This is a genomic window from Arthrobacter sp. SAFR-044, assembly GCF_059414985.1.
In genome coordinates, this window is record NZ_JBPFDN010000004.1 from 229,935 (window position 1) to 251,029 (window position 21,095).

Genomic DNA, 21,095 nt, shown 5'->3' on the forward strand with positions numbered 1-21,095 from the left:
GATCAGCACCGCGTTGTCCGGGCACGGGCCCGGCAGGAACCGTGTGGTAATTTTGAAGAGCAAACATTCCTTTTTTAATTCCGTCCTGTGAGGCGGGGAAAGGGGAGACGAGCGTTGACATCTGTCACCAGCGCACCGGTTCCAGCCAGGGTTGTCCTCAGCCAGGCGGACATTGACCGGGCCCTCACTCGTATCGCCCACGAGATCCTCGAAGCCAACAAGGGATCCCGGGACCTGGTCCTGTTGGGCATTCCCCGCCGCGGTTACCCGCTGGCTGTCCGGCTGGCTGAAAAAATTGCTGCCGCAGACAACACTGTTGATGCCGCTGCCATCGTTGGCCAGCTTGACGTCACCATGTTTCGTGACGACCTCTCGCACCAGGGAACGCGGCCGCCGTACCCCACAAGGATGCCCCGGACCGGCATCGACAACAAGGTAGTGGTGCTGATCGACGACGTCCTGTACTCGGGGCGGACCATCCGGGCCGCCCTTGACGCCCTCGTTGACCTGGGCCGTCCCCGGATCGTCCGGCTCGCTGTCCTGATTGACCGGGGCCACCGCGAACTTCCCATCCGCGCAGACCACGTCGGCAAGAACCTGCCCACATCCTCGGCCGAAAAGGTCCGGGTCCGGCTGGAAGAAACGGACATGTCCGACGCCGGAACACCGGTCAACGAAGTCGTGATCGAAGGCGGCGCATGAAACACCTCCTGTCCACAGAAGACCTCAGCCGTTCCAACGCCATCCGCATCCTGGATACCGCCGAGGAAATGTCGGCGGTGGGGGAGCGGGAAGTGAAGAAGCTCCCGGCGCTGCGCGGCCGCACCGTGGTCAACCTCTTCTTCGAGGACTCCACCCGCACCCGCATCTCGTTCGAGGCCGCGGCCAAGCGGCTGTCCGCCGATGTGATCAACTTCGCGGCGAAGGGATCATCAGTTTCCAAGGGAGAGTCCCTCAAGGACACTGCCCAGACGCTGTCCGCCATGGGCGCAGACGCCGTCGTCATCCGGCACTGGGCCTCCGGCGCGCCTCACCGGCTGGCTGCCACCGACTGGATCGATGCCGCCGTCATCAACGCGGGCGACGGCACCCATGAGCACCCCACCCAGGCCCTGCTCGATGCCTTCACCATGCGCCGGCACTGGGCCCGTCTCTCCGGCACCGGTTCCGAGGGAACGGACCTCAAGGGCATGCGGGTGGCCATCGCAGGCGACGTCCTGCACTCCCGCGTGGCACGCTCCAACGTGTGGCTGCTCCGGACCCTTGGCGCGGAAGTCACCCTGGTGGCCCCGCCCACCCTGCTGCCGGTCGGCGTCGACAAATGGCCCTGCAGCGTCAGCTACGACCTGGACCAAACCCTGGCCAACGGCGTTGACGCCATGATGATGCTTCGGGTCCAGGGCGAACGCATGAACGCATCGTTCTTCCCCAGCACCCGCGAATACTCGCGCCGCTGGGGCTTTGACGACAACCGGCTCCGCGCCCTCGACGACCTGGGCATGACGGACACCATCATCATGCACCCGGGCCCCATGAACCGTGGCCTGGAAATCAGCTCAGCAGCCGCGGACTCACCCCGCTCCACCGTCCTGGCCCAGGTCCGCAACGGCGTGTCCGTGCGGATGGCCGCACTGTACCTGCTGCTCTCCGGGGATACCCGGGAACCAGCCGCAACCCGGGCACCGGCCTACGCCGCCGCCCCGTCCACCAAGGAGAGCAACTGATGGCAGGCAACACCGGAACGTACCTCATCCAGGGCGCCGCCATCCTGGGCGGTGACCCCACCGACCTTCTGGTCCGCGACGGCATCATCGCCGAGATCGGCCATGGCCTGTCCGCTGACGGTGCCACCGTTATCGACGCCGCCGGCCTGGTGGCCCTGCCCGGCATGGTGGACGTCCACACCCACCTCCGCGAACCGGGCCGCGAGGACGCCGAGACGGTGGAGACCGGCACACGTGCCGCAGCGCTGGGCGGATACACCGCGGTCCACGCCATGGCCAACAGCACCCCTGTGGCCGACACCGCGGGGGTCGTGGAGCAGGTTTACACGCTGGGCCGCGCGGCCGGGTGGGTTGACGTGCGCCCGGTAGGGGCAGTCACCGTCGGGCTCGCGGGGGAGCAGCTGGCGGAGCTGGGCGCCATGGCCGACTCCCGCGCCCGGGTACGGATGTTCTCCGACGACGGCATTTGCGTCCACGATCCCGTGCTGATGCGCCGCGCGCTGGAATACGTCAAGGCGTTCGACGGCGTGGTGGCCCAGCATGCGCAGGAACCGCGCCTCACCGCCGGGGCACAGATGAACGAGGGCGACGTCTCCGCCGTCCTGGGCCTCACCGGCTGGCCCGCCGTGGCCGAGGAAAGCATCATCGCCCGCGATGTCCTGCTGGCCCAGCACGTCGGTTCCCGCCTGCACGTGTGCCACGTGTCCACGGCAGGCTCGGTGGAGATCATCCGCTGGGCCAAGGAACGCGGCATCGACGTCACGGCCGAGGTCACCCCGCACCACCTGCTGCTGACCGACGACCTGGTGCGCAGCTACGACCCCGTCTTCAAGGTCAACCCGCCCCTGCGCACCGACGCCGACGTCCAGGCATTGCGGGCAGGCCTGGCAGACGGAACGATCGACGTTGTGGGTACCGACCACGCACCGCACCCCAGCGAGCACAAGGAATGTGAGTGGGCGCAGGCCGCCATGGGCATGACCGGGCTGGAAACGGCCCTGTCAGTGGTCCAGCACGCCATGATCGAGACCGGCCTGATGACGTGGGCGGACTTCGCGCGCGTCACGTCCACCGCGGCCGCGAAGATTGGCCGGTTGAGCGACCAGGGCCGGCCCCTCGAAGCCGGGGAACCCGCCAACCTCATCCTGGTGGATCCTGCCGCACGCTGGACCGTGGACCCCTTCCAGATGGCCACCATGGGCCGCAACTCGCCGTTCAAAGGCAGGGAACTCCCGGGCAAGGTAGTGGCCACCTTCTTCAAGGGGCACCCCACCGTCCTTGCCGGAGCCCTCAACACCCCCCACCCGGACTCCGCCGCAACCCCCGCAGGCGCTGCCTGATGGACAAGATCCTTCCCGGACTTGCCATGCTGGCGGTGGTCGCCGTCGTGTTTGTCCTCCTCGCAGTCGGCTGGCGCAACCGCCTGAAGCGCCAGTCCGACGTCGACCAGCTGCCCCAGGTGCCTGCCGCCCCGGGCGAGCCCACCGCAACCGCCGAGGGTCAATACGTGGCCACCACGACGGCCGGCGACTGGCTTGACCGGATCGCGGTGCACGGGCTGGGCATCCGCACCAACTCCACCCTTGAGGTGTACCCGCACGGCGTCCTCTATGGGCGCTCCGGTGCCCCTGCCCTGTACATCCCCGCAGCATCCCTCACGGAAGTCCGGCAGGACAGCGGCATGGCCGGGAAGTTCGTTGAAAAGGACGGCCTCCTGGTGCTCGGATGGACGCACGGCACGCATGACCTGGACACCGGCTTCCGTACCCGCCGCGCCGCGGACAAGGACGTGCTGTACCAGGCCCTTCAGGATTTGATTTCGTCAGCCCCAGCGGCTGGTGCCACCAGTGGAAAGTAAGACAGTGAAAGCGAATACATTGACAGCAACCACCTCCGCTCCAGTATCGGCCCCAGCTGCGCTGGTGCTCGAAGACGGGCGCATTTTCCGCGGCACCAGCTACGGCGCCACCGGCACTGCCCTGGGCGAGGCCGTCTTCGCCACCGGCATGACCGGCTACCAGGAGACCATCACCGATCCGTCGTACGCCCGCCAGCTGGTGGTGCAGACGGCCCCGCACATCGGCAACACCGGCGTGAACGATGACGACGCCGAGTCCCGGCGCATCTGGGTGGCCGGCTACATTGTCCGCGACGCCGCGCGCCGCCCCTCCAACTGGCGGTCCGAGCGGTCGCTGGACGAGGAGCTCGTGGCCCAGGGCATCGTCGGTATCCAGGGTGTGGACACCCGTGCCATCACCCGGCACCTGCGTGAGCATAAGACCATGCGCGCCGGTATCTTCTCCGGTGAGGCGGCGCAGGGAACGGACAAGGAACTGCTCGACGCTGTCCTGGCCAGTGCCCCCATGGAGGGTTCGCGCCTGGCGGAAGAAGTCAGCGTCGACGAAGCCTACGTGGTGGAACCGAAGGACCACGGCTGGGAGGGCGAGCCCCGCTTCAGCATCGCGGCGATCGACCTCGGCATCAAGGCCATGACTCCGGTCCGGTTCGCCGAGCGCGGCGTCCGCGTCCACGTGCTCCCGGCCACCGCCACCCTCGAGGACGTCAAGGCCGTCAACCCGGACGGCTTCTTCATGTCCAACGGCCCGGGCGACCCCGCCACCGCCGACGCCCAGGTCAAGCTCCTGCGCTCCGTCCTGGATGAGAAGCTGCCCTACTTCGGCATCTGCTTCGGCAACCAGATCCTGGGCCGTGCCCTCGGCTTTGGCACCTACAAGCTCCGCTACGGCCACCGCGGCATCAACCAGCCCGTCATGGACCGCCGCACCGGCAAGGTGGAAATCACCTCCCAGAACCACGGCTTCGCCGTGGATGCACCGCTCGACGGCGCCACCCAGGCTCCGGAGGCACGTTACGGCCGGGTGGAAGTGAGCCACATCAGCCTGAACGACGACGTCGTGGAAGGCCTCGCCTGCCTGGACATCCCGGCCTTCTCCGTCCAGTACCACCCCGAAGCGGCAGCCGGTCCGCACGACGCCGCCTACCTTTTCGACCGGTTCATCGACCTCATGGAGGGCACGCGGGACGGCCGGAACGCCAACCTGTCCAAGGAATCGGTGGACTCCGCCCACCCCGCCGGCGCTGAACACAAAAACGACAACAAGACTGAGGACAAGAAGTAATGCCGAAACGTACAGACCTCAAGAGCGTCCTCGTCATTGGTTCCGGCCCGATCGTCATCGGCCAGGCCGCCGAATTCGACTACTCCGGCACCCAGGCCCTGCGCGTCCTCAAGGAGGAAGGCCTGCGCGTCATCCTCGTGAACTCCAACCCGGCCACCATCATGACCGACCCCGAGTTCGCCGACGCCACCTATGTTGAACCCATCACCCCCGAGGTGGTGGAGAAAATCATCGCCAAGGAACGTCCCGACGCCGTGCTGCCCACCCTGGGTGGCCAGACCGCACTGAACACCGCCATCGCGCTGGACAAGAACGGTGTCCTGGAGAAGTACAACGTGGAACTCATTGGCGCCAACATCGCCGCGATCGAGCTCGGCGAGGACCGCGAGAAGTTCAAAGGCGTTGTTGAGCGCTGCGGCGCCGAGTCCGCCCGCAGCCACATCATCCACACCATGGACGAGGCCCTCACGGCGGCCGTGGACCTTGGCTACCCCATGGTGGTCCGCCCGTCGTTCACCATGGGCGGCCTGGGCTCCGGCCTGGCCTACAACGAGGATGACCTGCGCCGCATCGTCGGCCAGGGCCTGCAGTACAGCCCCACCAGCGAGGTGTTGCTCGAAGAGAGCATCCTGGGCTGGAAGGAATATGAACTCGAGATGATGCGGGACAAGAACGACAACGTGGTTGTCGTCTGCTCCATCGAGAACTTCGACCCCGTGGGCGTGCACACCGGCGACTCCATCACTGTTGCCCCGGCGCTGACCCTGACTGACCGCGAGTACCAGAAGCTGCGCGACGTTGCCATCGCCGTCATCCGCGAGGTGGGCGTTGACACCGGCGGCTGCAACATCCAGTTCGCCATCGACCCCGCCACCGGCCGCGTGGTGGTCATCGAAATGAACCCCCGCGTTTCCCGCTCCTCGGCGCTGGCGTCCAAGGCAACCGGCTTCGCCATCGCCAAGATCGCTACCAAGCTCTCCCTCGGCTACACCCTGGATGAGATCCCCAACGACATCACCCAGAAGACCCCCGCGTCCTTCGAACCCACCCTGGACTACGTGGTGGTCAAGGTTCCGCGGTTCGCGTTCGAGAAGTTCCCGGCGGCGGACAACACCCTCACCACCACCATGAAGTCCGTGGGCGAGGCCATGGCCATGGGCCGGAACTTCACCGAAGCCCTGCAGAAGGCCCTCCGCTCCCTCGAGCAGAAGGGATCACAGCTGGACTTCAGCTCCGTGCCGGAGTACGAGGTCGAGGAGCTGATCGAGAAGGCCAAGCGCCCCACCACGGAACGCCTGCACCAGGTCCAGCGCGCCCTGCTGGGCGGCGCCACCGTGGAACAGCTCTTCGAAGCCACCAAGATCGACCCCTGGTTCCTCGACCAGCTCCAGCTGCTCAACGAGATTTCGCACGAGATCCGCCATGCCGGCGCCCTCACCAAGGAGATGCTGCAGCGCGCCAAGCGCCACGGCTTCTCCGACGAGCAGATCGGCACCCTCACGCACAACCCCGAGGCAGTGGTCCGCGGCGTGCGCCAGGCCCTGGGCATCCGCCCCGTCTACAAGACCGTGGACACCTGCGCCGCGGAGTTCGCCGCGTACACGCCCTACCACTACTCGGCCTACGACGAGGAGGACGAGGTTGCGCTGCACTCCAAGCCGTCCATCCTGATCCTCGGTTCGGGCCCCAACCGCATCGGCCAGGGCATCGAGTTCGACTACTCCTGCGTCCACGCCTCCATGGCGCTGCGCAAGGCCGGCTACGAGACCGTCATGGTCAACTGCAACCCGGAAACCGTCTCCACCGACTACGACGTCTCCACCCGCCTGTACTTCGAGCCGCTCACGCTCGAGGACGTCCTGGAGGTCATCGCGGCCGAGGAACGCACCGGCGGCGTCATGGGTGTGTTCGTCCAGCTCGGCGGCCAGACCCCGCTGAAGCTGGCCCAGCAGCTGGCCGACGCCGGCGTCCCCATCCTGGGCACCTCCCCGGAAGCCATCGACCTGGCGGAACACCGCGGCGCCTTCTCCCGCGTGCTGGACAAGGCCGGCCTGGTGTCGCCCAAGAACGGCACCGCCGTCTCCTTCGAGGATGCCAAGACGATTGCTGACGAGATCGGCTATCCGGTCCTGGTCCGCCCGTCCTACGTCCTGGGCGGCCGCGGCATGGAGATCGTCTACGACGAGCCCAACCTCTCCCGCTACATCGCCAATGCCACGGAAATCACCCCGGACCACCCGGTACTGATCGACCGGTTCCTGGAGGACGCCGTCGAAATCGACGTCGACGCCCTTTTCGACGGTACCGACATGTACCTGGGCGGCATCATGGAGCACATCGAGGAAGCCGGCATCCACTCCGGCGACTCCGCATGCGTCCTGCCGCCCATCACCCTGGGGAGCAACGTCGTCGAACGTGTCCGCGTGGCCACCCGCGCCATCGCTGAAGGCGTGGGCGTGCGCGGCCTCATCAACATCCAGTTCGCGCTGGCCTCCGACGTGCTCTACGTCCTGGAAGCCAACCCCCGAGCCTCGCGGACCGTGCCGTTCGTGTCCAAGGCCACGGGCGTCCAGATGGCCAAGGCCGCAGCCCTCATCGGCACCGGCGTGACCATCAACCAGCTCCGCAGCGCCTACAAGATGCTGCCGGAAACCGGCGACGGCTCAACCCTTCCGCTGGACGCCCCCGTGGCCGTCAAGGAAGCCGTACTGCCGTTCAGCCGGTTCCGCACCCTCGAAGGCAAGGTGGTGGACTCCCTGCTCGGCCCGGAAATGCGCTCCACCGGCGAAGTGATGGGCATCGACAAGCACTTCGACACCGCCTTCGCCAAGAGCCAGGCCGGTGCCAACAACGCCCTGCCCACCGAGGGCAAGGTGTTCGTCTCCGTGGCCAACCGCGACAAGCGTTCCGTGATCATGGGCGTCAAGCGGCTCTCCGACCTCGGCTTCGAGATCATCTCCACCGGCGGCACCGCCGACGTCCTGCGCCGCAACGGCATCCAGGCCACCCCGGTGCGCAAGGTTGCCGAGGGCAGCAGCGCCGAGGGCGAGGGCACCATCGCCGACCTCATCGTTGCCGGCGAGATCGACATGGTCTTCAACACGCCCTCCGGCGGCGAAGCCCGCAGCGACGGCTACGAGCTCCGTGCCGCGGCAACGTCAATCGGCATTCCCTGCATCACCACCGTGGCTGAGTTCAACGCCGCCGTCCAGGCCATTGAGGCCATGCGCACGTACGAGTGGTCCGTCACCAGCCTGCAGGAGCACGCCGCGGCTCTGGCGGAATCGCAGAAGGCGGCCCTGCAGCATGCCTGAGCAGGTACCCGGTATCCTTGCAGCCAGCGCCGGCCGGGAGTCCTTTGGCTCCCGGCTCGGCGCGGCCATGGCCGCCCGTGGTCCCCTCTGCGTGGGCATTGATCCGCACCCGGCGCTGCTGAAGAGCTGGGGGCTGGACGACGACGCCGCCGGGCTGCGGCGCTTCTCGCTGACCGTCCTGGAGGCAGTGGCTGCGCTCGTTGCCGCGGTCAAGCCGCAGGTGGCACTTTACGAGCGCCACGGTTCTGCCGGCATGGCGGTGCTGGAGGAAATCCTCGCCACGGCCCGGGACGAGTCCGTGCTCAGCATCGCCGACGCCAAGCGCGGCGACATCGGATCCACGATGGCCGCCTACGCGGACGCCTGGCTGCGCGACGAGTCTCCGCTCGCGGCGGACTCCGTCACGCTGAGCCCCTACCTCGGCTTCGAGTCATTGCGCCCCGCGCTGGACCTCGCGGCGGAAACCGGGCGCGGCGTATTCGTGCTGGCACTGACGTCCAACCCGGAGGGCGCCTCGGTCCAGCACGTGGGCGGAAAGGATTCCGTGGCCCGCAGGATCACGGAGTCCGCGGCAGCGGAGAACTCGCGGTACCCCGGAAGCCTCGGGTCTGTGGGCCTGGTGGTGGGCGCCACCGTCGGCAGCGCCCTGGCAGACCTGGAACTGGACCTGGCTGCCGTCCGCGGCCCCATCCTGGCGCCGGGGCTCGGCGCCCAGGGGGCAACGCCGGCTGACCTTCGGGCCACCTTCGGCGCTGCCTACAAACTTGTCCTGGGAACCTCCAGCCGCGACATCCTGTCGGCCGGACCGGAAACCCGAAGCCTGCGCGAGGCCGCCCTGCGGACGCTGGACGGACTGCGGGGCGAATAGGCCCACAATTGCCCGGATGCATTGATTCAGGCTGCACCAGAGGGTAGTTTCAGGACAGGTCCAAGGGCGGCCGCCCTTGGATGAATCCGCCGACTTCGGGGGTGTCCGTGATGGTCCTGCGACCTCTATCTGCGTCTGAACGGGCGGACGCCCTGGGCAAGGCGGCAGCAGCCAGGGCCACCCGTGCCGCTGCCAAGGAGAGCCTCCGGAACGGTGACAGGTCCGCGGCGGACATCATCAGCTCCGCGCTGGAGGACGACGCGCTGGCCCGCATGCGGGTTTCGGAACTGCTCGAAGCCCTCCCCGGCATCGGGAAGGTGCGGGCCGCCGCGATCATGCAGCAGCTGGGCATCGCCGCGTCGCGCAGGGTCCGGGGCCTGGGCGTCCACCAGCGCCGGGCGCTGGTAGATTTTATAGACGAGCACTGAGGCAGGCGGCGCCTGCTCTTCCCCCAACCGTGGCAAAAGGAATACGTGAGCAAGAAACCCGGACTGACAGTCCTCGCAGGTCCGACGGCTGTTGGCAAAGGCACCGTGTCCACCTATATCCGGGACAACTACCCCGAGGTTTGGCTTTCCGTCTCAGCCACCACCCGCGCGCCCCGGCCGGGGGAGGTGGATGGCGTCCACTACTTCTTCAAGACCAAGGAGGAGTTTGAGCAGCTCATTGCCGATGGCGAACTCCTGGAGTGGGCCGTGGTCCACGGCCAGAACACGTACGGCACCCTGAAGAGCACCGTCAACGCGGCCATCGCCGAGGGCCGTTCGGTCCTGCTGGAAATCGACCTCCAGGGCGCGCGGCAGGTCAAAGCGGCCGTTCCGGACGCCCAGTTCGTCTTCCTCGCCCCGCCCACCTGGGACGAGATGGTGCGCCGGCTGGTGGGCCGCGGCACCGAAACCCCCGAAGAACAGCAGCGGCGCCTGGAAACCGCTAAACTGGAACTTGCTGCTGAACCGGAGTTCGACCACACCGTCATCAACGACGACGTCCGCCGGGCAGCGGACGAGCTTGTTTCACTCATGGGGCTGACACCGCATCCACACCTGCCGGAACCGTCAGCCCGCTAGGAATTTGGAGAATTCGTGTCCACGAACCTTGAAGGCATCATCAACCCGCCGATCGACTCGCTGCTTGAGGCAGCCGACTCCAAGTACGGCCTGGTGATCTTCGGTGCCAAGCGCGCTCGTCAGATCAACGCCTACTACGCCCAGCTGCACGAGGGCCTCTTCGAGTACGTGGGACCCCTCGTTGACACCAAGCTGAACGAAAAGTCGCTCTCGATCGCACTGCGCGAGATCAACGAAGGCAAGCTGGTTTCAACGCCGATCGAAGCCGCAGAGTAATCTTGCCGCTGAACTGACTTGCTGTTGACGGAGATCACGTGCGCATAGTCCTCGGAGTCGGGGGAGGGATCGCCGCCTACAAGGTGGCATCGCTCCTCCGGCTTTTTACTGAAGCCGGCCATGACGTCACGGTGATCCCCACGGAGGCGTCCACCCGCTTCATTGGCACCGCCACCTGGGAGGCGCTGTCCGGAAACCCGGTCAGCAACAGCGTCTTCGACGACGTGCACCTGGTCAACCACGTCCGCCTTGGCCATGAGGCGGACCTGGTGGTCGTGGCACCGGCCACGGCTGACCTCCTGGCGAAGGCTGCCACCGGCCAGGCCGCGGACCTGCTGACCAACACGCTGCTGATGGCGCACGGCCCCGTGCTGTTCGCCCCCGCTATGCACACCGAAATGTGGCAGCACGCCGCAACCCGCGCCAACGTTGAAACGCTCCGCGGCCGCGGCACCGCTGTCCTGGAGCCCGCCTCCGGCAGGTTGACGGGCGCAGACTCAGGCCCGGGCAGGCTCCCGGAACCGCAGGTGATCTTCGACGCAGCCATGGCGCTGGTCCAGGGACAGTCCGATTACCAGTTGCCGCTTGCAGGCCGCACCGTGACCATCAGCGCCGGCGGCACCCGCGAACCGCTGGACCCCGTACGGTTCCTGGGCAACCGGTCTTCCGGCAAGCAGGGCGTGGCCCTGGCGGTCGCTGCCCGGAACGCCGGCGCCACCGTGCGGTTGCTGGCCGCCCACATGGACGTTCCGCCGCCGGCGGGGGTGGAGGTGGTGCGCGTGGAGACCGCCCTGCAACTCCGGGAAGCTGCGCTGGACGCCGCTGCGGACTCCGACGTCGTCATTATGTCCGCAGCCGTGGCGGACTTCCGCCCGGCCGCTGTCTCGGACACCAAGATCAAAAAACGGGACGACACCGCAGACCCCGTCATCACCCTGGTCCGCAACCCGGACATCCTGCAGGAGCTCGTGGAACAGCGCAATGCCGGGGATTCGGCTTCCGGGCAACTCATCGTCGGTTTCGCCGCGGAAACCGGGGACAGCCAGGGCGACGTCCTGGAGTATGCGGAGGCAAAACTCCAGCGCAAAGGCTGCGACCTGCTGGTGGTCAACCACGTGGGAACGGACAAGGTCTTCGGGCAGGACTCCAACTCGGTGGTCATCCTGTCCCGCTCCGGCTCCGAACCACAGGAAGCGTCGGGAACCAAGACTGAGGTTGCCGAAGCGATCATTACCCGCATCAGCTTTGAACTGAACCGGGTTTCGCCCCGGACCTGAGTGTTCCGCACCACGTTTGCTTCGCGGGAAGACATCTCCCGCCGGGCCGGCGTGCTCCAACCAGTAAGGTAGTTGAGTGACTTTACCGCTGCACCTTCCCCAGTCCCATGGGGCCACGCCCTCCGCGCTCCGGCTCTTTACGTCCGAGTCGGTCACTGAAGGCCATCCGGACAAGATCTGCGACCAGATCAGCGACGCCATCCTTGATGCGCTGCTGGCCGCAGACCCCGAGTCCCGCGTAGCCGTCGAGACCATGGCCACCACCGGTCTTGTGCACGTGGCGGGCGAAGTCACCACCGATGCCTACGTCGAAATCCCGCAAATTGTCCGCGAGACCATCCTGGGTATCGGCTACGATTCCTCAGCCAACGGCTTTGACGGCGCCCGCTGCGGCGTGTCGGTGTCCATCGGCCAGCAGTCAAATGACATCGCCGGCGGCGTCTTCAACTCACTGGAAGCCCGCGAGGGCCGCCAGGTGGACGACTACGACCTCCAGGGCGCCGGCGACCAGGGCCTGATGTTCGGCTACGCCAGCGACGAGACCCCTTCCTATATGCCCACGCCCATCTGGCTGGCCCACCGGCTCTCCGAACGCCTGACCGACGTCCGCAAGAAGGGCCAGCTGGCCTACCTCCGCCCGGACGGCAAGACCCAGGTCACCGTGGGCTACGACAAGGACGTTCCGGTATCCGTTGAAACCGTGGTCATTTCCAGCCAGCACGCCGAGGGTGCAAGTCTTGACCAGCTGCGCGCCGACCTCGCCGCCGTCGTGATTGAACCCGTCCTGGCTGCCGCCAACCTGGACATTTCCCGCGCCGCCAACATCCTGAATCCTGCCGGTGAATTCGTCATCGGCGGGCCTGTGGGCGACGCCGGCCTCACCGGCCGCAAGATCATCGTTGACACCTACGGCGGCATGGCACGGCACGGTGGCGGCGCCTTCTCCGGCAAGGATCCGTCCAAGGTGGACCGCTCCGCCGCGTATGCAATGCGCTGGGTTGCCAAGAACGTGGTGGCCGCGGGACTGGCCAAGCGCGCCGAGATCCAGATCGCCTACGCCATCGGCCAGGCCCGGCCCGTGGGAACCTACGTGGAGACGTTCGGCACCGAGACCGTTGATCCGGCCCGGATCAGCGAAGCCATTGCGGAAATCTTCGACCTCCGTCCGCGGGCCATCATCGACGCCCTCGACCTGAAGCGGCCCATCTACGCCAAGACTGCTGCCCACGGGCACTTTGGCCGCGACGAGCCCGACTTCACGTGGGAACGCCTCGACCGCGTCGACGATTTGAAGGCGTTCTTCAACGCCTAGCCACGGACCCGCCGGAGGCCCGATGGTTCATGCCGCAGGCCCAATGTCAGTGCCCGGTGCTTGGCTGGTCGTGTCCAACCGGGAGCTGAACGGAGGTAGCCGCCATGGTTGCTGACAGTTCCGTCCAGCCGTCCCTGCTGCAGGGCTTCCCGGCGCGCAAAACGCCCGGCGGCGTTACCCTGGCCGCGCTGCTTCCTGTGGCCAGGGTCCTCGTTGAGTCCTCCCTGCCACACCTGGACCGCCCTTTCGACTATGCCGTTCCGGACGCTCTGGACCAGGCCGCCCAGCCTGGCGTCAGGGTGAAGGTCAAGTTCAATGGCCAGGACCTCAGCGGATTCCTCCTTGAGCGGGTGGCGGAATCCGACGCCGGCCACACCCTGGTGCCCCTGGCAAAGGTGGTGTCCCCGGTCCCGGTCCTCACACCCGCCGTGAGGGACCTTGCCGTGTCCGTCGCCGCACGGTACGCCGGAACCGTCAGCGACGTCCTCCGCCTTGCCGTGCCGCCCCGGGTGGCCCGGCTGGAGAAGGAATATCCTGCGTCACTGGACGCCGTGGAAACGGAAGGCGTCCCCGGCCTTCGCGCTGCCCCCGACCTTTCAGCGTGGGCCGCCTACCGCACCGGTGCTGCGTTCCTGCGGCACCTTGCCGCTGGGGGGTCGCCCCGCGCCGTCGTCAATCCGCTGCAGGGATACGGACCTGCGGGCTGGCCGGACCTGCTTGCCCAGGCCGCTGCCGCCGCTTATGCCTCAGGCAGGGGCGCGCTGCTGGTGGTACCCGACTACCGGGACCTGGACCGGCTGGAGGAAGCGCTCGAACGCCTGGTCCCGGGGGATGTGGTGGCCCGGCTCACAGCCGACGACGGCCCTACGCCGCGGTACCGGAACTTCCTCCGACTGCTGGCCGGCCAGGCCAGGATTGCCATCGGAACGCGGTCGGCAGCCTTCGCCCCGGTGCAGGACCTGGGCCTGGTTGCCTGCTGGGACGACGGCGACGACCTGCACATTGAGCAGCGCGCACCGTACGCCCACACCCGGGAAGTCCTGCTCCTGCGCGCCGAACAGGAGGGTACGTCCTGCCTCCTGGCCGGGCACGCCCGCAGCACCGAAGTCCAGCGGCTGGTGGAGGCCGGCTGGGCCGTCCCCATAGAAGCCGAACGCGCCACCGTCCGCAGGACCGTTCCCCGCGTGGTCAGCACTGCCGACAGCTTCGAGCAGGGGCGGGACCCGCTGGCCACCATCGCCCGCCTGCCGCATGCCGCGTGGCAGGCGGCCAAGGAGGGGCTGGAGCGTGGCCCCGTCCTGGTCCAGGTGGCCAGGGCAGGCTATGCGCCCTCCCTCGTGTGTGAAACGTGCCGTGAACCCGCCCGGTGCGCACACTGCCAGGGGCCCCTCGCGCTGGCCGGCACGTCCGCTATGCCCCAGTGCCGCTGGTGTTCCACCCCCGCCCCTGACTGGAAGTGCTCCCACTGCGGCGGCCGGCGGCTTCGAAAAGGGGCCACCGGAGTCCTGCGCACCGCGGAAGAGCTTGGCCGTGCCTTTCCCGGTACGACCGTCATCACGTCCTCAGGGGACCAGGTGAAAGCCACAGTGGGCGCCGCTAAAGCCCTGGTGGTGGCAACGGTGGGGGCCGAACCTGTCGCAGACGGCGGGTACGCGGCCGCACTCCTGCTGGACGGCGATTCCCTGCTGCGCCGGGAAACCCTCCGCGCGGGCGAAGACACGGTGCGCCGCTGGTTCAACGCAGCCGCCCTGGTCCGCCCCGCCCCGGACAAGGGCCTGGTGGTGGTCACAGCCACGGACGCCGCCGCTACCGGGGCGCTGCTGCGGTGGGATCCGGCCGGCTATGCCCACCGTGAACTGTCCCTGCGCATGGAACTCCAGCTTCCCCCGGCGGTACGCATCGCATCGGTAACAGGGCCGCGGGCCGCCGTCGAACACTATGCGGGTGCTGTGGAAGCGGACCTGGCGGGCGCGGGCATCACGGTTCGGACGGCAGGCCCCTCGCCGCTGCTGCTCACCGCACCGCCCTCCGGCAGGCGCTCAGCCGAGGACGTGCGGACCCTGATGTTCTTCCCATACGGCCATGCTGCCGCCGTCGTCCGCGTCCTGCGGGTCACCCGCGCCGCCGTGGCAGCCAAGCGGGTGACGGACCCGGTGCAGCTGCGGCTGGACGGCGTCGACGTGCTCTAGGTTTGTCGTGCCGTTGGGGGTGGTGTGCTTTAGGCCCGGCGCCTTTTCGCCACCACCTCATGCGCAGCGTCAACCAGTTGGCGCGCCGACTCATCCCAACTGAACTCCGCCGCCCGCGCAATGGAACGGCGGGACATGTCCTGCCAGTGCACGTCGTCCTGCAGTTGGCCCACAGCGTCCGCGAACTGCCCGGGGGACTCCGGATCCACGTAGAGTGCGGCGTCCGCGCCGACTTCCCGGAAGATGGGAATGTCGCTGGCGATCACCGGGGTACCTACCGCCATGGCCTCCACCAGCGGAAGGCCGTAGCCTTCGGCACGGGACAGGCTCACCAGTGCCGTGGCCCGGCGCAGGAGCCTGTCGTACTCTGCATCCGTCACGCCGTTATGGAACACCACGGCGGCACCCGCAGGGACGATGGCTTCCAGTTCCGCCTGCCGTTGGGGCGTGATGCGGCTGAGCAGGTGCAGGGTGTAGCCGGGCAGCCCGGACATGCCGGCCACCATGGTTTCCACGTTCTTGTATGGCATGAACGAGCCCATGTAGATGATCGTTTTATCCGCGCCGGCGGCCGGGACCCGGGGTTCCTGCGCCGGCTGCGGGGCGTTGGCGATAATGCGCACGGGCCGGCGCGTCAGCCGGTACTTGGCCATCAGCGCTTCCGTGGTCCGGCTGATCGTTGCCACCACGTCGGCGCGGTTGAGGAGCAGCCGCTGCGGCCAGAACGCTTTGTGGTAGAGGCGCCACAGCAGCCGGACCGGGGCCGGCAGGAATCCCGGGGGAGTGGGGTGTTCGTAGTAGATGAGGTCGTGGAGCGTCAGGATCAGCCCGTACTTCCGGCCCCACGTGCCCATGGTCTGCATGGGGCAGACCACCACGTCGGCCCCGATGGCGTTGACCTTCCGGGCAACGAACAGCTCTAGCGGCGAGAGCGGGCTGCTGATGAGGGTGTAGGGAACGTCCGGCAGGAGGGTGAGCTGCCGAATGTCGGAAACCAGCATGGAGACGTCCGCGATCTTTGCCGTGGCTGCGATCAGGCTGGCGCCGTAGCGGCTGATGCCGTCGTGGTGGTCGGTACGGGTAAACCGTGCATCGATGATGATCTTCACGCGGGATGGTCCTTCAGGAAGCTGCGGATGTAGCGGGCGGCCGGCTCAGGCGTTTCGTAGTGGATCAGGTGCCCGACGGCGGGAATCACCTTCAGCTCTCCGTCCGGGAGCAGGTCCAGGAGGCTGTGCTGGCTGGGGAGCGTGGCGATTTCATCCTTTTCGCCGGCGATCAGCAGTACGGGCAGTTCCAGTCGTCCGGCCACCTCGGCCACGTGGTGGCTGACGGAGGCAGTGAAGGACTCCAGGAGGCTGTCCCGGTCGGCGAAGGAACTGAAGTAGGCATGGTGCTGGCCGTGGATGTAGGCCCTCAGCCCGGGGTCGCGGGTTTTGGCCATGGTCTCGCTCATAACCCGCACAATCAGTGGATTGCGCAGCAGGGCCAGTCCCGGCCCGCTGGGAAGCCGCGCCGCAAGCTTGTAGTACAGCACCGCCAGCCGGGTCATCACGCCCTTGGGCCCTTCCAAGGCTGGAGCGGCGATGGGGTTGATGAGGATCAGGGGACGCACGGCCTGCGGGTTGTTGGCCACGAAGTGCGATGCCACGATGGAACCAAAGGAGTGGCCCAGCAGTACGGTGTCCGGGCCCAGGCCCAGGGCAGCCATGAAGGCAGTGATGAACTGCCCGTACCGCTCCACCGAGTGCGGGCCGTGGGTAAACGCGTCGGAGCTGCCGAAGCCGGGCAGGTCCGGCATGATGATGCGCATGTCCGGGAGCTGGTCCGCGACGCGCAGTAGTCCATGGTGGTCGCCGCGGAATCCATGGACCACCAGGATGGTGCGGGCATCCGGGTTCTCCTGCACGGGCTCATAGGTCCAGAAGGCCACCGTGCCGCCGTCGAGGGTGACGGTGGAGGTTAAGGTGCGTCCGGAAAGCCCGGCGCTGACGTATGCGGGCGCAGGGGAGGTCCCGGGGTTTACGGTATCCATGGCCGGGCCTAGTTGACGTTGTCCGGGTGGGACCCGGTCCGCTGCCCGCGGTCCAGCGCGGTGATTGCCACCATGTCCCGCTCGGAGAGCTCGAAACCGAAGACGTCCAGGTTCTCCCGGATCCGTGCTTCGGAGCTGGCTTTGGGGATGGCGATATGTCCCAGCTGCATGTGCCAGCGGAGGATCACCTGCGCGGGAGTCCTGCGGTGCTCTGCGGCGCACGCCTGGATGACGGGGTCGGCAAGCACCTGGCCGCGGCCCAGCGGGCTCCACGCTTCGGTGCGGATTCCCAGTTCCGCATGCTTGCTGCGCAGTTCCTCCTGCTGCAGCCACGGGTGCAGTTCGATCTGGTTGACGGCAGGGACCACCTCGGCGCTTTGCATCAGCCGGTCAAGGTGGGCCGGCTGGAAGTTGCTGACCCCAATAGCGCGCACCCGGCCCTCGCGGTAGAGCGTCTCCAGGGCGCGATAAGTCTCGGGGAACAGGCCCCGGCGCGGGCACGGCCAGTGGATGAGGTACATGTCCACATAGTCCAGTCCCAGGTTGACCATGGAATCGTCAAAGGCACGCAGTGTGGCGTCATAGCCATGGTGGTCATTCCACACCTTTGTAGTGACGAACACGTCTTCACGGGTCAGGGCCGGGAACAGTTCGCCGGAGCCGCCGCTGCCGGTCCCTGCGTCCAACTGGGAACTGATGCCGCGTGCCACTCCGGTTTCGTTTCCGTACATGGCGGCGGTGTCGAAGTGCCGGTAACCGGCGGCGAGCGCCGTCGCCACGAGCCCTTCCGCGTCAGCTGCAGGCACCTTGTACAGCCCAAAGCCGAGCTGGTCGATCAGCACGCCGTTGTTCAGGCTGAGCCGGGGTGAGGTTCTCATGGCAACGACTCTACCCACTTCAGCTGGTCAGGCCCTCGTAATCGACCAGCCGGCGTGCGGTGGCTTCATCGAGGATCAGGTCGGTGGCGAGCCTTGCTGCCAGTGCCCCGCGCAGGCCGTTGATCTTCGAGACGCCCGACACCACGCAGATCCTGCGGCGGACCTGCCGGAGCTGGGCGAGCGCGGGACCGGTGGACCGTTCGTTCAGGACGATCCCGTCCGAGGACCCGTCAGCCCGGAAGAATACCGTCGCGACGTCGCCCACCACGTCGGAGTTGGCGAGCGCATTGAGATCCTCTTCGTCGAGGTACCCGCCGGCATAGACATGGCTGGGATAGTCGGCATGAACAGAACCGACGCCGAAGATGGCAATGCTCATCTTGGCCTGCAGCTCCAGGACCCGCTGCACGCTGCGCTCGTTCCACATGGCCGTCTTGGTGGCGGCGTGGTCGAAGAAGGCGGGGACGGGGAACTGCTCCACCCGTGCCCCGTAGGCGCTGCCGAACCTGCGCATGATGTCGCTTGCGTAGGTGATACCGGTGGTGTGCATGTTCCCGGCTCCATTGAGCTGCACGATCACGCTGTCGTGAGTGATCTTCCGGGTGAGGTGCCTGCTCACCGCGCTGAGGGTTGATCCCCAGGCAACACCGATGATCGCATTGGAGTCCACCAGGGGCCCGATGGTGCGGGCTGCCTGCATGGCAACCCGGTCCAGGGTCTCGGCTTCATTGAGCGTTCCCAGGATGGGGACCACGTGGACGTCCAGGTTGTACCGCCGCCGGATCATGCCCTCAAGTTCGGGCCCGGTGTCCAGGGGGTTGCGGATCTGGATCTGTACCAGGCCGGACTCCCGCGCCGAGGACAAAAGGCGGGAAACGGTGGACCGGGACGTGCGCAGTTCGCGTGCTATCGCGTCCATCGTGAGGTCCTGCAGGTAATACATTTGTGCAGCTCGGAGGGCATCTTGGTCCCGCGAAAGTGCCATCTCAGTTCCCTTCTGCACGTTTGTGCATAGTCCTTGACTCCATTTTCCATTTCTCCAAACAATAGAGCAGAACGGCGGGCGCTACCCAGCGGTGTCCGCATCACACAAAGCCCCAAGGGAGTCGTTTTGGGACCCAAGGATCCAACTGTCCAACCTTCTGTAACTGCAGCCCGGCCGCGGGCCGAGCGCCCGTCGGTCCACAGCCTGCGGCGCCGTCCGCACGCAAAGGTGCTGGTGGTGGGCGGCGGCATCAACGGAGTGGGAACGTTCCGCGATCTGGCACTGCAGGGCGTCGACGTCGCGCTGGTGGAGCGCGGCGATTACTGCCAGGGCGCAAGCGGCGCATCATCGCACATGATCCACGGCGGTATCCGCTACCTCGAAAACGGCGAGTTCCGCCTGGTCCGGGAATCCGTGGTGGAACGCAACCGCCTGCTGAAGATCGCCCCCCACTACGTCAAGCCGCTGCAGACAACCATCCCCATCTTCAGCACTTTCTCCGGCATCCTGTCCGCCCCGCTGCGCTTCCTCACCCACAAACAGCAGGGCAAGCCCAAGGAGCGCGGTGCGTTCCTCATCAAGGCAGGCCTCAGCCTTTACGATTCGTTTTCCCGGGACGGCGGCACCGTGCCGCGGCATCAGTTCCGCAGCCACAAGGCGGCCCTCCAGGAACTGCCCGCCCTCCGGCCGGACGTCAAATACACTGCCACCTACTTCGACGCCTCCGTGCACAACCCTGAACGGCTGACCCTCGACGTCCTGCAGGACGGCGAAAAAGCAGGCAGGGCAGCGAACGCCCAGGCCACCACCAGCACGCAGGGCGATACAGCCCGTGCCAGCAACTACCTCTCCCTGCAGTCGATGTCTCCCGCCCCCAACCCGGGGACCGGCCGGGGGAGCACCGTGCGGCTCCGCGATGAACTCACGGGGGAAGAGTTCGATTTCACCGCGGACATCATCGTGAACACCACCGGGGCGTGGGTGGACCTGACCAATGAGGCCATGGGCGCCGCTTCTGCCTTCATGGGCGGCACCAAGGGTTCCCATATCGTCCTGGACCACCCGGGGCTCCTCGAGGCCTGCCGTGGCCGGGAAATCTTCTTTGAGCACACCGATGGCCGGATTGTCCTCATCTACCCCATGGGTGACCGCGTGCTGGTGGGCACCACGGACGTCGACGCAGACATGTCGGAAGACGCCGTCTGCACCGACGAGGAAATCCAGTACTTCTTCGACCTCATCGGCCACGTCTTCCCGTCCATTGACGTCACGCCTGACGACATCGTGTACACGTTCTCCGGTGTGCGCCCCCTGCCGAGCCACGATGCCACCCAGCCGGGCTTCGTGTCCCGCGACTACCGCATTGAACGGCGCACCTCGGGAACAAACGGAACGGGCGCCGTCGTGCTGAGCCTGGTGGGAGGCAAGTGGACCACGTTCCGGGCCCTCGCCGAACACCTGACCAACGACGTCCTCAGCGAGCTCGGCGTGCAGCGCAGGCTTTCGACGGCGCAGCTCCCCATCGGCGGCGGCGCCGGGTTCCCGGCCGACGAGGCGGGCGTCCAGAAGTGGATCAAGGCGCACATGGCCGCCGGCCGCGACGCTGACCGCACCGCCGGGCTGCTGACCCGGTACGGGACCCGGGCTGAGGCCGTGATCGAATACCTCGACGCCGAACCGGACCAGGCACTGCGGTCCACCCGCGAGCTCAGCGTCCGGGAGCTGGAATTCATGGCGGCGAACGAGCAGGTGGGGCACCTGGTGGATGTCCTCATCCGCCGTACCTCACTGGCCTTCCGCGGGCTGGTCACCGGAGAACTCCTCAACGAAGTGGCGGAGGTGCTGTCTGTACCGCTCAAGTGGGACGCCGCAGCCCGCGCCGCTGAGATCAAGCACGCACAGGACGTGCTGCAGCGTTTCCACCGGGTGGAAACGCACAGCCTGGTCTCCTGAGGCCGGGCAGCCGGCCGGGGTGCACCAGCGCCCCGGCCCAACGGTCCTTCACCCGCGGAGGACCGACAACTAAACAA

At 67.1% G+C, this 21,095-nt stretch carries 18 protein-coding genes; 14 read left to right on the forward strand and 4 right to left on the reverse strand.

What is annotated here, in order from left to right; all coding sequences use genetic code 11:
* Window positions 1-114 precede the first annotated feature (114 nt).
* The 13 genes from pyrR (at window position 115) to ACR65J_RS08480 (ending at window position 15,167) form a co-directional block, all read left to right on the forward strand.
* On the forward strand, window positions 115-702 hold the full coding sequence (gene pyrR / locus ACR65J_RS08420; RefSeq protein WP_440167752.1) for a bifunctional pyr operon transcriptional regulator/uracil phosphoribosyltransferase PyrR: 588 nt from the start codon (window positions 115-117) through the stop codon (window positions 700-702).
* Entirely contained in the window at window positions 699-1,724 is a 1,026-nt protein-coding gene (locus ACR65J_RS08425) for an aspartate carbamoyltransferase catalytic subunit (protein WP_440167754.1), read from the forward strand. The genes pyrR and ACR65J_RS08425 overlap by 4 nt, the downstream gene beginning before the upstream one ends.
* Complete coding sequence (locus ACR65J_RS08430) at window positions 1,724-3,064, forward strand: dihydroorotase (RefSeq protein ID WP_440167755.1); 1,341 nt, start codon at window positions 1,724-1,726, stop codon at window positions 3,062-3,064. The genes ACR65J_RS08425 and ACR65J_RS08430 overlap by 1 nt, the downstream gene beginning before the upstream one ends.
* Window positions 3,064-3,582 (forward strand): PH-like domain-containing protein, encoded by a 519-nt coding sequence (locus ACR65J_RS08435; RefSeq protein ID WP_440167757.1) that lies wholly within the window; start codon window positions 3,064-3,066, stop codon window positions 3,580-3,582. The genes ACR65J_RS08430 and ACR65J_RS08435 overlap by 1 nt, the downstream gene beginning before the upstream one ends.
* On the forward strand, window positions 3,563-4,864 hold the full coding sequence (gene carA, locus ACR65J_RS08440) for a glutamine-hydrolyzing carbamoyl-phosphate synthase small subunit (protein WP_440167759.1): 1,302 nt from the start codon (window positions 3,563-3,565) through the stop codon (window positions 4,862-4,864). Before ACR65J_RS08435 ends, carA begins: the two co-directional genes overlap by 20 nt.
* The gene (gene carB / locus ACR65J_RS08445) at window positions 4,864-8,178 is read left to right on the forward strand and encodes a carbamoyl-phosphate synthase large subunit (protein WP_440167761.1); all 3,315 of its coding nucleotides are present in this window, start codon (window positions 4,864-4,866) and stop codon (window positions 8,176-8,178) included. Before carA ends, carB begins: the two co-directional genes overlap by 1 nt.
* Complete coding sequence (gene pyrF / locus ACR65J_RS08450; RefSeq protein ID WP_440167762.1) at window positions 8,171-9,046, forward strand: orotidine-5'-phosphate decarboxylase; 876 nt, start codon at window positions 8,171-8,173, stop codon at window positions 9,044-9,046. Before carB ends, pyrF begins: the two co-directional genes overlap by 8 nt.
* A gap of 110 nt (window positions 9,047-9,156) precedes the next feature.
* A complete protein-coding gene (gene mihF, locus ACR65J_RS08455) occupies window positions 9,157-9,474 on the forward strand; it encodes an integration host factor, actinobacterial type (protein ID WP_201302514.1) in 318 nt (105 codons plus the stop codon).
* A 45-nt stretch (window positions 9,475-9,519) separates the two neighbouring features.
* Window positions 9,520-10,113 (forward strand): guanylate kinase, encoded by a 594-nt coding sequence (gmk, locus tag ACR65J_RS08460; protein WP_440167764.1) that lies wholly within the window; start codon window positions 9,520-9,522, stop codon window positions 10,111-10,113.
* A gap of 15 nt (window positions 10,114-10,128) precedes the next feature.
* On the forward strand, window positions 10,129-10,389 hold the full coding sequence (rpoZ, locus tag ACR65J_RS08465) for a DNA-directed RNA polymerase subunit omega (RefSeq protein ID WP_003800778.1): 261 nt from the start codon (window positions 10,129-10,131) through the stop codon (window positions 10,387-10,389).
* A 38-nt stretch (window positions 10,390-10,427) separates the two neighbouring features.
* The gene (gene coaBC / locus ACR65J_RS08470; protein WP_440167766.1) at window positions 10,428-11,666 is read left to right on the forward strand and encodes a bifunctional phosphopantothenoylcysteine decarboxylase/phosphopantothenate--cysteine ligase CoaBC; all 1,239 of its coding nucleotides are present in this window, start codon (window positions 10,428-10,430) and stop codon (window positions 11,664-11,666) included.
* Between the two features lie 76 nt (window positions 11,667-11,742).
* Window positions 11,743-12,978, forward strand: coding sequence for a methionine adenosyltransferase (metK, locus tag ACR65J_RS08475; RefSeq protein ID WP_440167768.1), 1,236 nt, complete (start codon window positions 11,743-11,745; stop codon window positions 12,976-12,978).
* 104 nt (window positions 12,979-13,082) lie between these two features.
* Window positions 13,083-15,167, forward strand: a complete 2,085-nt coding sequence (locus ACR65J_RS08480; RefSeq protein ID WP_440167770.1) for a primosomal protein N' — start codon at window positions 13,083-13,085, stop codon at window positions 15,165-15,167.
* 29 nt (window positions 15,168-15,196) lie between these two features.
* Here ACR65J_RS08480 and ACR65J_RS08485 read toward each other — a convergent pair whose 3' ends face one another.
* The 4 genes from ACR65J_RS08485 to ACR65J_RS08500 are packed head-to-tail and all read right to left on the reverse strand — an operon-like array spanning window position 15,197 to window position 19,065.
* Window positions 15,197-16,276, reverse strand: coding sequence for a glycosyltransferase family 4 protein (locus tag ACR65J_RS08485; RefSeq protein WP_440167772.1), 1,080 nt, complete (start codon window positions 16,274-16,276; stop codon window positions 15,197-15,199).
* Window positions 16,273-17,202 carry an alpha/beta fold hydrolase gene (locus tag ACR65J_RS08490; RefSeq protein ID WP_440167774.1) on the reverse strand — a complete coding sequence of 310 codons (930 nt, stop codon included), beginning with the start codon at window positions 17,200-17,202 and terminating at the stop codon, window positions 16,273-16,275. The genes ACR65J_RS08485 and ACR65J_RS08490 overlap by 4 nt, the downstream gene beginning before the upstream one ends.
* A gap of 8 nt (window positions 17,203-17,210) precedes the next feature.
* Window positions 17,211-18,080 carry an aldo/keto reductase gene (locus ACR65J_RS08495; protein WP_440167776.1) on the reverse strand — a complete coding sequence of 290 codons (870 nt, stop codon included), beginning with the start codon at window positions 18,078-18,080 and terminating at the stop codon, window positions 17,211-17,213.
* Window positions 18,081-18,099: 19 nt separating this feature from the next.
* The gene (locus ACR65J_RS08500; RefSeq protein WP_440167778.1) at window positions 18,100-19,065 is read right to left on the reverse strand and encodes a sugar-binding transcriptional regulator; all 966 of its coding nucleotides are present in this window, start codon (window positions 19,063-19,065) and stop codon (window positions 18,100-18,102) included.
* A 126-nt stretch (window positions 19,066-19,191) separates the two neighbouring features.
* Here ACR65J_RS08500 and ACR65J_RS08505 point away from each other — a divergent pair, with 126 nt between their 5' ends.
* Window positions 19,192-21,018 (forward strand): glycerol-3-phosphate dehydrogenase/oxidase, encoded by a 1,827-nt coding sequence (locus ACR65J_RS08505; RefSeq protein ID WP_440167780.1) that lies wholly within the window; start codon window positions 19,192-19,194, stop codon window positions 21,016-21,018.
* The last annotated feature ends 77 nt before the right edge of the window (window positions 21,019-21,095 follow it).